Source organism: Providencia sp. PROV267 (genome assembly GCF_028477825.1).
GTDB classification, from domain to species: Bacteria; Pseudomonadota; Gammaproteobacteria; order Enterobacterales; family Enterobacteriaceae; genus Providencia; species Providencia stuartii.
Genome location: NZ_JAMPLX010000007.1, coordinates 401,748 through 414,863 on the forward strand (window position 1 = coordinate 401,748; position 13,116 = coordinate 414,863).

8 protein-coding genes and 3 tRNA genes are annotated in these 13,116 nt (G+C 40.4%); 8 read left to right on the forward strand and 3 right to left on the reverse strand.

Annotated elements, in window-relative coordinates:
- The first annotated feature begins 337 nt into the window (after positions 1-337).
- The 3 genes from PR709_RS06555 to PR709_RS06565 all read left to right on the forward strand — a co-directional run bounded on the left by PR709_RS06555 (position 338) and on the right by PR709_RS06565 (position 610).
- A tRNA-Met gene (locus PR709_RS06555) sits at positions 338-414 on the forward strand.
- Positions 415-419: 5 nt separating this feature from the next.
- Positions 420-504: transfer RNA gene (locus PR709_RS06560), tRNA-Leu, on the forward strand.
- A gap of 31 nt (positions 505-535) precedes the next feature.
- A tRNA-Gln gene (locus PR709_RS06565) sits at positions 536-610 on the forward strand.
- A gap of 1,175 nt (positions 611-1,785) precedes the next feature.
- On the opposite strand, the gene PR709_RS06570 is transcribed toward PR709_RS06565, so the two are convergent.
- On the reverse strand, positions 1,786-2,901 hold the full coding sequence (locus PR709_RS06570) for a DUF3829 domain-containing protein (RefSeq protein WP_004917671.1): 1,116 nt from the start codon (positions 2,899-2,901) through the stop codon (positions 1,786-1,788).
- A 770-nt stretch (positions 2,902-3,671) separates the two neighbouring features.
- Here PR709_RS06570 and PR709_RS06575 point away from each other — a divergent pair.
- The 5 genes from PR709_RS06575 (at position 3,672) to PR709_RS06595 (ending at position 11,440) form a co-directional block, all read left to right on the forward strand.
- Complete coding sequence (locus PR709_RS06575; RefSeq protein WP_072502904.1) at positions 3,672-4,904, forward strand: lipase/acyltransferase domain-containing protein; 1,233 nt, start codon at positions 3,672-3,674, stop codon at positions 4,902-4,904.
- A 195-nt stretch (positions 4,905-5,099) separates the two neighbouring features.
- A complete protein-coding gene (locus PR709_RS06580) occupies positions 5,100-6,176 on the forward strand; it encodes a lysophospholipid acyltransferase family protein (RefSeq protein WP_272570832.1) in 1,077 nt (358 codons plus the stop codon).
- The gene (locus tag PR709_RS06585; RefSeq protein ID WP_040132906.1) at positions 6,170-7,048 is read left to right on the forward strand and encodes a phosphatase PAP2 family protein; all 879 of its coding nucleotides are present in this window, start codon (positions 6,170-6,172) and stop codon (positions 7,046-7,048) included. The genes PR709_RS06580 and PR709_RS06585 overlap by 7 nt, the downstream gene beginning before the upstream one ends.
- Positions 7,032-9,542 carry a PEP/pyruvate-binding domain-containing protein gene (locus tag PR709_RS06590; RefSeq protein WP_004917664.1) on the forward strand — a complete coding sequence of 837 codons (2,511 nt, stop codon included), beginning with the start codon at positions 7,032-7,034 and terminating at the stop codon, positions 9,540-9,542. Before PR709_RS06585 ends, PR709_RS06590 begins: the two co-directional genes overlap by 17 nt.
- Before the next feature lie 548 nt (positions 9,543-10,090).
- Complete coding sequence (locus tag PR709_RS06595) at positions 10,091-11,440, forward strand: dicarboxylate/amino acid:cation symporter (protein WP_004917663.1); 1,350 nt, start codon at positions 10,091-10,093, stop codon at positions 11,438-11,440.
- Positions 11,441-11,452: 12 nt separating this feature from the next.
- Here PR709_RS06595 and PR709_RS19560 read toward each other — a convergent pair whose 3' ends face one another.
- Together PR709_RS19560 and ubiF are read right to left on the reverse strand one after the other, a co-directional pair.
- Positions 11,453-11,554, reverse strand: a complete 102-nt coding sequence (locus tag PR709_RS19560) for a DUF3289 family protein (protein WP_071599641.1) — start codon at positions 11,552-11,554, stop codon at positions 11,453-11,455.
- Positions 11,555-11,661: 107 nt separating this feature from the next.
- Positions 11,662-12,849, reverse strand: a complete 1,188-nt coding sequence (gene ubiF, locus PR709_RS06600; protein WP_004917659.1) for a 3-demethoxyubiquinol 3-hydroxylase — start codon at positions 12,847-12,849, stop codon at positions 11,662-11,664.
- Positions 12,850-13,116: the final 267 nt, after the last annotated feature.

A 13,116-nucleotide genomic window follows, 5' to 3' on the forward strand; every position in this document is an offset into this window, starting at 1 on the left:
CAGAAACTGTTGCTCCATTTCTGGTTTTTGCTCTGGATTAGATTCTTTTTCCTTAACGCCAAAAACAGGCAAATCGTGCGTTGATAGATCTTTTGGATCACCATTTCACTGTTAGTTTGGCATCCCAACATATTAAGATGGATACAATTACTCTCATGTGACATGTCACAGTTTTTTCGATGAATGACTTGTTTTTTGCTGTCTTTATCGACAAAATGATTATTCATCAAACAAACGGACGCATTTTCACAAAAATAGTGAAAAAAGCAGTTGACTGTCTTAGCTGTAATTAGCATAATGCGCCCCGCAACGCCGATGAAGGTAATGCAAAAAAGATGGCTATGTAGCTCAGCTGGTTAGAGCACAACACTCATAATGTTGGGGTCACAGGTTCGAATCCCGTCATAGCCACCATGTTTGCGGGAGTGGCGAAATTGGTAGACGCACCAGATTTAGGTTCTGGCGCCGCAAGGTGTGCGAGTTCAAGTCTCGCCTCCCGCACCATCCCTAACTAGGGATAAAAAATCTGATATATTGGGGTATCGCCAAGCGGTAAGGCACCAGGTTTTGATCCTGGCATTCCCAGGTTCGAATCCTGGTACCCCAGCCATCTCTCCCCCTACTCCACTTCAAAGTAAAATTTTCACCTAATATACCTTTGGGCTATCCCTTATACTTTCTCAAAAGAGACAACTTCATTTATCACTCAAGCTCAGTTAAAGGTTTGCATCATCTATTTTTCTGAGCCTTAAGTAGACCAATGTACAGCCATTTCAAGATACTATTTTCGTTCCGTATACCCACTTAGTGTTCGTCAGCGGCAAAACGATGAACAGCACCTATCGTATAGATGACCTTGAGATATTCTCAGAGAAACAAAAATCATCAGACAGTGTATCCATTACAGTGTCATCCCTGTAACCAAATCTTATTGCCTGATTTATTCTCCTGTTCATCTAGCTCAATAAACAGGTTTCAAACCTACCATAAACACATCGTAGTGTTTTAAGCGGCATAGTGCTTTGCTTGAGGATAGAGGCTATTTGATGCTCCAAGAAAGCCCATTAGCCCATCGACACGAGCAATAAGGAGATCGCTTACCCCGAGAATTTGCCGTTTAATCACCACAGAAAGCCATAAATTACCACTCCACTTTCATAGAGGTAGAGCTGCTTATCTTTTAAATTTGAAACGAGAGCAATTTAAGCAGCCTTCTTCACATCGCCGACGTCTTCTTTCACTTTATATAGGATGGGGCGTATAAAGCGTTTCTTGTGGCTTCTGTTGCCACTGCTTTGGCGCACGCGGATAGTCGCGGCTGAGTCGCTTATTCTTAGAGCAAAAAGATGCTTAATTTTGTTTGATAGCCCTCAGCGCTTATTGGCTAGCTAAGCTAACTAGGGAGCCATTGATTCACCAGACTATTAGGTACAATAGTTTTGACTTACTCTAACGCCTTTTGCTGTATATCAAACACCAGAGAGAAATCATCTAACAGCAAAACCCTGTAGCCATTCCCTTTGGTATGTCAGCATTTTTCGCAGAAAACAAAAATATCTATATTTTATCCGCATACCTATCAGGTAATAACAAGGTAGCATTATTGACACGTTTTAATGAGAAATCATTGACTCATTACAAAATTGTTTCTCCCGTGATATCTCACGACCTTTGATTTATCTTAATAATTTTCCGTTAAGAATTAACACTGATGATATTAATACTTAGTTCGTTGGGCTAGCTCAAAACTGAGTTAGCCCAATTAACATTTCTATTAAAAATTTATTATTTTGTTATTAATGAATTATAATCCTTTATCAAGGATTCATAGTTTATAAAAATCGTATCAATATCATTCGACACATTCTTGCCTTCCTTAGCTTTTTTCTCTAATACTTTTAATTCGATAACAATTTGTTGATATTTTCTTAAATATTCTTTAACTGCATAATCTGAGCTTTTTATGTTTTCTTTATTGAGTAACACTTCATTGCCGAATAATTTTTCTAACTCGACTGACTCAGCTTCAATTTTAGCAATTTCATCAGAAAGTACTTTCAAATCAATTTTCTCTGGCTCCATTGACTCAATAGTATTAGACAGTAGATCCAATGAGTTCATAATTTGAAAACGAATAATTAAGCCTTTTTCCTTCACTAATTTAAGCTCTTCAACATGCATATCTTGATAATAATTTTCATATGCATTTTCTAATTTTTCTTTTTCATCAATAAGTTTGATGTAGGCTTTTTTAGCATCGTCGTATAACACTTGCATTTGCGCATAATCATCTAAACGATATGTTTTTTTGATAATGGCATAATCACCTAATTTTATCATTTTTTCATATAAATCAACATAACTTTTACCATAAGCAATACCTGCAGCGTCTAATTCAGGGATCTCTGGGGAAAGCGTCGCCATATAATCAAATGCTTCTTTGATATTATTTAGTTCTGAATTATTGAAATGCATTGAAAAAGTAATGTCCAATGACAGTAAGCTTCCACTTATTTCTGCCCTATTTTTTAGATCCGTTTTGTTATCAATTGCTTTAAAAGCCGGAAGGTTAAGTGTCATATTTTTATCAGAACTGAATGAATCTAATACACTTTTTGTATTATTTAAAATATTAGGATTTAAACCACCTGATATCACTGATGTTTTTTTCCTTATTATATTGCCAAATTCCTCCTCAATGGCATATGTCCATAAATTACCTTTTTCAATCTTTTGGGCCAATTTAGCTTCATTGAAGTTAGTGTTTTTCTGTTTTGACTCAGATTGTTCTGCTTTATTTTTCTGAGATGGAGTGGTATTTGAGCTTTCATTAGAATCATTACACCCCGTAACTGATATTAATAAAAGGCTTAATATCGAAACTAATATTTTCTTTTTCATAATCCCTCTGCATATTATTAGTTTTTTACTTCCAAGTAATTATCATAACTCTTTTTTACGAGTAAAAAAACAATGAGCTTAACACTATCCTTCACACTCCTATTTTTTAATAACAAAGAAGATTAACATTTACGGTATTACATTTGACAATATTTCACAGTAATACATTAAAGATAAAAAAGAGCCGATCAGTATTCTCAATTTTTCAGTAACTATTTGAATGGCTTGTGCCGAAAATAAAAGAAGTGTGTGCTCGTAGTCAATTTTATTCAATATCTTAGTTTGGTGCTTTCTCACTTGTTGAGACTCGAAAGCAGCCTTATGTCACATGAGGTCTTTACTCCAACATTCCCCATATGAGCTTCACTAGGCTTGTTATTCGAGGGGTTCCGCAGATAATGTGGCGTCATTGCGTTATTTAATCAATGAAGTCAAAATACTATCCTCTTAAAATACTTTTAGGATTTTACCGAAAATGAAAGATTGTGCCATGCATCATTCCTTTTTAATGTGTTTACTGAAATGACACAAAATATCTATCACACCTGAAAAAAGTATATTATAAAAGATATTTCAAATTGCTCGAACGGTATGCCCGAGCAGCTCTACAACTTCTTAGTGATACCAATCCAGTTTCGCGCATAGGTAAACGAACAAGTAGAAGAGAAAAACGAATATTACAATCTGGAAAAGTGCAATTAACTTTTATTTTACTCTCATTCTAATTAGCACTTTTCTCATTTTCATGTTTTCAATAAGAGATGTGAATTATGCCGTTAAATCGGGCTTATTACGCGATTAAGATAGCAGCCATTGCAAAACAACTGCGTCATGCTGGATTAATTAACCATACACTGAATTTGCCCATTATTTACCTACCAGGTATTTTAGGAAGTCAGTTATACGATAGGCAAAAAAAAACCTTAATTTGGGGAGACTATCGTAGCTTAATTCGACAGAATCATTATCAATATACGGACTCCGCTGCTCATATTGGTGTCCAACAACTACACAGCTTCTCAGTTATTCCTGGTTTAATCGAGAATTTAATCACCGCACCGTTAAAGCAGCTCTTAGAAAAAGCATTAGGCTATCGCGATGGTATTGACCTATTTTTCCTTGCATATGATTGGCGCGCAGATCACCGCCATTTAGCCGCTCAACTTGACGCCAAAATCCATCAAGTAAAACAACGTTATGGGGAGCAGCAAAAAATATTACTGATTGCTCATTCATCATCAAACTGTGCGATCCGCTACTATCTACAACAATCGGCAACACAAAAAAATCGCGACAGTATTGCTAAATGGTATGCTTTTGGTCCTCCTTGGGTTGGAACATTTCAATCTTTAGCCTTGATTCAATCGGGGTATTACCCAGCAGGGAAACTCTTTCATGGGTTTTCTGCTGATGATATTGCCAGTTGCCCTAGTGCCTACCAGCTGCTTCCTAGCTCTCCTCAAGTCATAGATAAAAAAGGTAATCTAGTCGAAGAATTTGATATTTATGATGAAGAATGCTGGAAAAGCTTCTCTCTCGGCCCTTATCGCTCACCCACAGCCAATATCTCTGCCTCCACGGAACACCTACGTGAAGAGCTAGCAAATAACCTAATGAGTGCAAAAGCCTTTAGTCAATGTGTGTCTGTACGCCATGCCGCCGAACAGTCAGTTTCTCAAACCTGGTTTTTGAGTGATAACCATCAAACAGTCAAATGCGCCGTCTATGACCAAGGGCAACTATTTTTGAACGCAAAAGCGATACAAAAGCACTACCCTAATTTAGTTGAACAGGCGCTCACCAAAGGCGATGACCACCTTCCGATCGATGGTTTACTTAAAGGATGGGAGCACCCCATTTTATGTGAAACAGAAACACCGCCATTAGGTGAAAATTATGTGTTTATTAATCAAGCTCGTACTCACCGAGGATTAGTTGGACATATTCCTAATTTACGCACGCTCGCTTTTGATATTGCGACATTAAATCAAAAAGCGTGCTGATTAAGATGGCTTTCCGTTCGGACTTATCTCAAATATGTATTAAGTGAGCTCATATATAACTTTATCCGTAGATAAACATACATAATGATAAACAGCTAAACACTTATGATGTCGCAATTTAATGTGACACTGGCAAGATTGATTATTCGAATTTTATGTGTGTTTTTCAGGTATACACAAAGGTAAAAAAGTCTCATGGGTCAAAATAAAGAAGTACCTTTAGTTCTTGCAGGGAAGCCATTGCCCCTTTATTACCGCATAGTTTCATCAACTATTCGTCGCATATACTACCCAAATTGTTCCCTTGTCGGTCATGTGCCACTACAGCAAACTAATAAACCAACTCTCTTTTTGTGTAGTCATCGCAACAGTGCCTTTGATGGCTATTTAACCCTAAAAGTCTCTCCACTGGGGCAAGCACTCGCATCCATCCAACTGCTCAATAGCTTTATCATGCGCCTTTATTTCACGGGTATTCCCGTCGTACGCAAAAAAGATAAAGAACGCTTAGGGATCAGTGCAAGCAGCTTCGAAAACCCGGTTGATGCAGGTGTTGAGCATCTCAAAGCAGGAGGCTCACTGTTTCTCTTCCCAGAGGGAAGTAGTGAATGGGGCCACAGACCATTGCCTTATCAACGTGGTGCAGCACGGATCATTCGCACTTTACTCTCTCAACAGATTGAATTTAATATCGTGCCATTAGGGCTGTTTTATGCCATGCCCGACCGCTTTGCGAGTCATGCCGAAATCTATGTTGGCAAACCAATCCAGATTACTGCCCAAGAAAATGAAGAGTCCGATCGCGAATGGGAAAAACGCATCCATACTCAAATCTCACAATCTCTGGATGATGTTTCCGTTAATTGCCCTAATGAAGAAACCTTTAAACACGCTGAACAGTATGCTAGCCACGCTTTCATGCAAGGCGATTCCTATGCAGAGGCATTTTTACGTTACCAACACAACCCAACACCCCAATTACTTCCCGACGCTCGCCCCTCAACTCACAGTACAACTTGGCGTTGGCTTGGCTTCTTTTTAATGTTTATCTTTATTCCTATTTTACTGGCCTCTCGGTTTGCAGCGACTTATGCCGATGCACGTAACACCATCACTTTTTTTAAAATATTAGGAGGAGGATTAGCCAGTTTAGTTTGGTTACCCTTACTTGCTTGTTTTACCTTCATCTGGCCTACGGTACTTATTCCGAGTTTTATCAGTGCCTTTATTGGTTATAAAATTATTCAATACAAAGGCTCTGCTCCATGCTAAAAACACACTATCTACATTTATTTAATCGGCTATTTGCCATTCAATTATTTATTATCTGGCTTTTAGGGTGCATTGGGGTTTTTGGCTCAGATCTGACAGAGACTCTTTGGCCATCGGTACTCACTGGCGGCATCTTTTGGATCCTATTAGTCGCCTGTAGCAAACTTCCCAAATGGCAATCCCCGCGTTTCTATTGGGTAGGTTTATTACAACTTATCGCTTGCTGGTCCATCTTCCCACTGTTTAAAGCCATTCGAATTCATTTTTATTCATGGAGCGCGGATCATCTCTTATACACCATAGACAGTTATCTTTGGCTTAATAAAAGCCTTCCAGAGCATATGATCGCTCTTCAAGCCCCATGGTTCAGTGAGTTAATTGCTTTTTGTTATTTCAGCTTTTACTTTTTAGTTATTGGTAGTGCTCTATTTTTCTTTTTACAACGCAAAAAAAACACCTCTGAGCATTACTTTTTGGGCTTAATGTTGATGTATTTTTTTGGATTTATTGGCTATTTCATTTTGCCTGCTGTCGGGCCATACGGTGCTTTCCCAACATTATTTACTTACCCTGTCCACAATGGTGCAATGACCCTTTTTCTGACGGGTATGGTGGAAAAAGGGATCACTGGAATGGATGTTTTCCCAAGCTTACACACAGGGATCACCCTGTATATCGTTGGTTTTTTATTCAAAACAGGCTACCGAAAAATCGCATGGTGCCTAACCCCTTTAGCAGCAGGTCTCATTGTTGCAACGGTTTATCTTCACTACCACTACGGTATCGACGTCATTGTTGGTGCTTTGTTGGCATTACTTGTACTGCATTTCCTATTTAAGAAAAAGAAGGTGGAAAATGGAACTCATCTATAGTCTAAATGATACTCAAGCGGCAGATATTGCTATCAGTGGTGGTAAAGGGGCTAGTTTGGCAAAAACAATCCAAGCCCTCCCTGTTCCTGACGGCTTAATCCTCTCTTGCGAAGCCTACAAGCAATTCATTTCCCCTTTATTTGGACAAATTAGTTCACTCCTTGCTCAACACCCTGACAATGAACAAAATGCCAGCGAATCTATCCGACAACTCATACTCTCGGCGCCATTGCCTGATAGCCTGACCACCCTGTTATCAACCCGCTTACATGATAGTCAATTAACTCATGTTCCTCTGGCTGTGCGCTCTTCAGGGACACTAGAGGATATGCCAGGAGCCGCATTTGCAGGCCAACACGATACTATTTTAGGCGTACGCGATCTCCCGTCGCTTCATGATGCGATCCGCCAATGCTATGCTTCCCTTTGGCATACCCATGTCATGCTTTATCGACAACATTTACAGTTACCCCATCAACATGCCGCGATGGCGGTTGTATTACAGCGTATGGTAGACGTACGTGAAAATGAAGCCGCCGGGGTTGCCTTCTCAATTGATCCTGTACGGGGTAATTTATCATCTGTACTGATTAACGCTGCCTTTGGATTAGGAGAAACCGTTGTTGGTGGTGAAGAGCCTATTGATGAATACCAAGTTGATCGCGATTCCTTGCAAATCGTTCACCAAGAAATCGCCGAGAAGCAGCGTGCAATTGTTATGACTGATAAGGGAACGGACATACTCCCTTTAGTGAGCCCTGCCAAAAATCAAACAACACTAACTTCTGAACAGTGCCAAGCAGTCGCCGAGCTCGCCATTCGTGCAGAGCAATATTTTCAGTTCCCTCAAGATATTGAGTGGGCATTTCATGACCAACAATTATGGTTATTACAATCACGTAATGTGACTCAAATTGCCCCAATTTGGACACGCGACGAGTCGGCAGAACGTTTCCCTAATCCAATCACACCTTTGACATGGGATATGTGTGAAGCGGGTTTCCATGCCTCTTTGAACTACAGTTTAAATTTAATGGGGCTACCTTCCTTTAATGGTAAATGGTTCACGATGAAAGATTATTATATTTATGGTAACCAAAACGCCGTTGCGCTTTACCATAACCGTCTTCCTACATCAATGATGAATGATTTACCCACTCTCTTATCTTCATTGCCTGAAATTGCCCGCAAATTTGCATGGGTACAAGAGCTACCTATTACTTGGATGCGAGACCTCGACCGATATTTGATTGGAATTGGCGCCCTTAACCAAGAGCCTCTCCAAGAGAAAAAATTGAGTGAACTGTGGGATTACATACAAAGGATCAATAAATTAGGCTCTGATTACTTTTTACCGAACATTGCGATTTCACTTACTCAACGCTCATTATACGCAGCCTTAATCGCCTTACTGAAAATGCTTTATCAAGGGGATGAACAGTTAGCTCATAAGACACTTGATAGTCTAATTGCAATGTCAGAGACCAAAACAGGGCAAGTGAATAACGAATTATGGAGCTTATCACGCCTTGTTCGCCATGATGCGAAATTATTTGCGCTATTAAAAGCTATCGATGCAGGTTCAATTATGGATACATTGAAGCAAGCGCATCCCGACTTTTTCACTGAATTTACCGCATTTTTAACTAACCATGGTCATCGTGAAATGGACTTTGATGCCTACCACCCTACATGGCTAGATGCCCCTCATATTGTTCTTACACAAATAAGCGCAATGGCGGATTTAGAAAATGATGGACAAACCAGCGATGCGTTAAGTAAAAAAATTGCTCAGTCAAAAACCGAATTTGAGATCATTTCGCAAACGCCAGAAGAGTTGCGTTATTTTATGCAAGAGTTAATTAGGTTGGCACGGGTATACACTGCATTAGATGATTTAGAGCATTACCAAACCACTCGCCTGGCTTTACCTATGCGCCGGGGCTTACATGCCCTAGGTGAGCGCTTGGTGATCCGCGGTGTCATTGATCAAGCCTCGGATATCTATTTTGCGAAAGAACAGCAGTTAGCAGACGCTATTAACGCTGAAACTACTCAAGCATTTAGCGAATTACGCCAACATATAAGCAGCAACAAAGCAGGCTATGAACAGGCTAGAAGTACAACACCACAATGGGTTTATGGCGAAATATCAGAAGAAACCGAAGACGATGGGTCATCCCTAAAAGGGTTAGCTGGCAGCGCTGGCACCGTTGAAGGTGAAGTCTTTTTAGTTCATGGGCCTGAAGATTTTGCCCAATTCCCTCAAGGCGCGATTTTGGTTGCTCGTACCACTAATCCTGCATGGACAGCACTTTTTTATCGAGCAAGTGGCGTTATCACCGAAAGTGGTGGCCCGCTTTCTCACGGCGCAGTAACCGCTCGCGAATTAGGATTACCGGCGGTTATGGGTATCCGTCGTGTGATGAATACGCTTAAAAATGGTCAGCGTGTTAAAGTCGACGGTCAAAAAGGTATTGTTGAGCTGCTATAATCACGTATTCAATTCACTGGATAAGCTATGTTTATGATGACCTTATAGACGATGGCTTTATTCAGTGAATTGAACTTTTTGTTATAACTAATAACTACAAAGAATAACGAGCCGAATGGCCTAAATGGATATCTTTTCTCTTTTCCGCTTATCAGTACAGAAAAGTATCTCAAGATTAGGCTACGCCTGCTCTGGACGCTTGCTATTCCCTGTTTGACCTCTTTGTATCATCTCATCTTACTTCTCTATTTTTGACTTTCGAATAGTTATCTACACTTATCATTTAGCTTCGAAAAGTAACACTTAGTTAATTTTATTTACCTTTAGATAACTTCATTATCGAATATGTGACTTTAATCATTTTATCGTAACTAATAATAGTGATAATCTCCGCGTGAATTTTGGTTAGACTCGGTTAATGGCGTCAGGAGCACTCTGCCTTCTGCCATGACTCAAATTTCATCCAACCTATCATTCCCAAAATAAAAACGTTCTCAAATCCTAATAATTATAATTTGCAGTGATGCAATATTTTACAGAGAAGATTTATGCAAAACATTATAAAACAACCACTCTATAAGATCCTTTATGTCCAAGTTATTGTTGCCATTTTATTTGGTATCGCACTTGGTCACTTTTTCCCTGATATTGGAGAATCCTTAAAACCACTCGGTGATGCTTTCATTAAAATTGTTAAGATGATCATCGCACCTGTTATTTTCTTAACCGTTGTTACTGGTATAGCCGGTATGAGCAATATGAAGGCGGTTGGTAGCGTTGCAGGGAAAGCGATGCTTTATTTCATCACTTTCTCGACTATCGCACTGATTATCGGCCTAATTGTCGCGAATATCATTCGTCCCGGTGCGGGGCTTAACATTGACCCAGCAACACTCGATAGCAGTAAAGTGGCAGGATATGTAGAAAAAGCCCATGAATCCTCTATTGTTGGCTTTTTAATGAATATCATTCCTGATACCGTTATTAGCCCGCTCGTTAACGGTAATATTCTGCAAGTACTGTTTATTGCCGTCATTTTTGGTCTGGCTCTTGCTGCAACGGGTAAGCATGGCGAGCCTATCGTTAAATTACTGCAAAACTTCTCAGAGCCTGTCTTTAAGATGGTTGCCATGCTGATGAAACTTGCTCCTATTGGTGCATTCGGAGCCATGGCATTTACTATAGGTAAGTACGGTATTTCTTCAATCGGCAACTTAATGATGCTGATTATGACCTTCTATATCACATCATTACTGTTCGTTTTGATAGTGCTTGGTGCTGTCGCTAAATATAATGGCTTTTCGATCATTCAACTGATCAAATACATTAAAGATGAACTATGGCTAGTATTAGGTACCTCATCGTCTGAAGCCGCATTGCCTAGCTTAATGAGAAAAATGGAACATGCAGGATGTGAAAAATCCGTAGTTGGCTTGGTTATCCCAACAGGTTACTCATTTAACCTTGATGGAACCAACATCTACATGACCATGGCCGCACTGTTTATTGCTCAAGCGACAAATATTGATCTGACTATTTGGGAACAAATCTCACTGTTACTGGTTGCAATGATCAGTTCTAAAGGCGCAGCAGGTGTGACAGGCGCTGGCTTTATTACCTTGGCAGCGACTCTAATGGTGGTGCCAAGCATTCCTGTTGCAGGCATGGCTTTGATTCTAGGTATCGACCGTTTCATGTCTGAGTGTCGTGCACTAACTAACTTAGTGGGTAATGCTTGTGCTTGTATCGTCGTTGCCCGTTGGGAAAAAGAGTTAGATACTGAAAAATTAGCCAATGCGTTTGCCGCAAAAGGCGAAAGCATTGATTCAATTATTACTGAAGAAAATTTTGATGTTGTAGCTGACCAACCAAAACCGGTGGATATTAGCAAAAAATAAACAGCGTATTTGTTAACTGCAAATAAGTTGGTTACTGCTCAAGTCATTACAGCGCATATCATCTGCGCTGTAATCATCCATACGACTTTGAGTCGGTGTGTATTTTTTCAACATTAATCATTGCCCAAGTTGCGATTATTGAGGTTCTCGTCAAACTTTCTAATCGCAACTTGGGCATTAATGCAATTTCTATCCGCAACTTAGGTTATTTAGGATGAAATTTATAATCCTAATGCGTATTTTAATGCGATTTTCTTCGCTTCACCGGCACGTTGAGCAGCCATAAGACCAAGGTTTCTTAACATTTTCAAGCCGGGTAGCGTTTCACTAAATGCCATATAAAATGCATCCATCCCCGCTTGCATGACTAAGTTATCTGGCAAGCGTCGACGTTGATAGCGTTTTAATACCTCTACGGAAGACCAAGGTTCAAGGTACTCTTTTGCCTGTGTAACCACTTTCAGCAAAACATCAACATCTCGATAGCCTAGGTTAACCCCCTGTCCTGCCAGTGGGTTTATGGTATGTGCGGCGTCGCCAACCAACGCAAGCCCCTCAATCACATAACGATTCGCATGGTGGCGTGTCAACGGAAATGCGCCGGAAGCATATGCGGTGACTTTCCCTAAACGCTCAGGAAAAGCTTCCGTAATCGCCCCAGTCAGTTGCTCCATCGACATTGATTGTAATCGGCGGATTTTGGCTGGGCTGTCATACCACACCAGCGAGGCCCAATGATCATAAAGCGGTAAAAATGCCCGAGGGCCTGACGGGAAAAATTGCTGCCATGTCTTATCTTGCTGCGCCCCTGCTGTTTGGACGGTGATCAACATGCAAGACTGGCGATACTGCCAACCACGGCTGCCAATTCCTGCTAATTTACGTACTTGGGAGTTTGCGCCATCCGCACCGATGACTAATTTCGCTTGTAGCTCACGCCCATCATCCAGAGAGACTACCCACTCTTTTTGGCCTTTAGGTTGATAAAGATACAGTAATTGAGCGGGGCAAATACGTTCAAGATTGGCGTATTTTTCACACTCCTGCCACAGAGCCAGCTGCAATATTCGGTTTTCTACCATAAAACCAAGTTCAGGCAACCCTAAATCATGGGCGTCAAAAACAACGTTGCTCCCTTCTTCTTCCCATGTTTCAAGTTGTCGATAAGGCGCACTGCGCATTGCTTCAACATGTTGCCAAGCACCTAACTGTTTAAGTAAATCGACAGAGGAACGGCTAATGGCAGAAATACGGACATCAGGAGCACTATTGACGTCAAAAGCGGTTGGCTCTGCTTTTTCCAGTAATGCAACACGCATCCCTTCTTGAGCAAACCCAAGAGCCGCGGCGGCACCAGTCATACCCGCACCAACGACGACAACATCATAATATTCTGTTAATTTATTCATTACATTAGCTACTATTAACTATTTGATTTACGTAGTGTACCGAAAAATTGTTACGCTGACAGGGAATATCTCTTTCAGAGACTCTGGTCACTGATGCTGCAAATGAATACAATACAGGTTAATCTTGAAAAAAATAGGCGATAACCTGTCTTTGAGACCGCGTATTACATAGCCTTTGGGTACTAACTCAGGCTATTTTGGCATTTTTCATATCATAGAGTGATGTTTATGATCAAAAATGCGTGCGCCTTCCCAAAACGGGACAGG

What these genes read in the sequence shown, in the direction of transcription:
- PR709_RS06570 (WP_004917671.1), bottom strand. Translation starts at nt 2,901, where the DNA reads ATGAAAAAGAAAATATTAGTTTCGATATTAAGCCTTTTATTAATATCA.
- PR709_RS06575 (WP_072502904.1), top strand. Translation starts at nt 3,672, where the DNA reads ATGCCGTTAAATCGGGCTTATTACGCGATTAAGATAGCAGCCATTGCA.
- PR709_RS06580 (WP_272570832.1), top strand. Translation starts at nt 5,100, where the DNA reads ATGGGTCAAAATAAAGAAGTACCTTTAGTTCTTGCAGGGAAGCCATTG.
- PR709_RS06585 (WP_040132906.1), top strand. Translation starts at nt 6,170, where the DNA reads ATGCTAAAAACACACTATCTACATTTATTTAATCGGCTATTTGCCATT.
- PR709_RS06590 (WP_004917664.1), top strand. Translation starts at nt 7,032, where the DNA reads ATGGAACTCATCTATAGTCTAAATGATACTCAAGCGGCAGATATTGCT.
- PR709_RS06595 (WP_004917663.1), top strand. Translation starts at nt 10,091, where the DNA reads ATGCAAAACATTATAAAACAACCACTCTATAAGATCCTTTATGTCCAA.
- PR709_RS19560 (WP_071599641.1), bottom strand. Translation starts at nt 11,554, where the DNA reads ATGTTGAAAAAATACACACCGACTCAAAGTCGTATGGATGATTACAGC.
- ubiF (WP_004917659.1), bottom strand. Translation starts at nt 12,849, where the DNA reads ATGAATAAATTAACAGAATATTATGATGTTGTCGTCGTTGGTGCGGGT.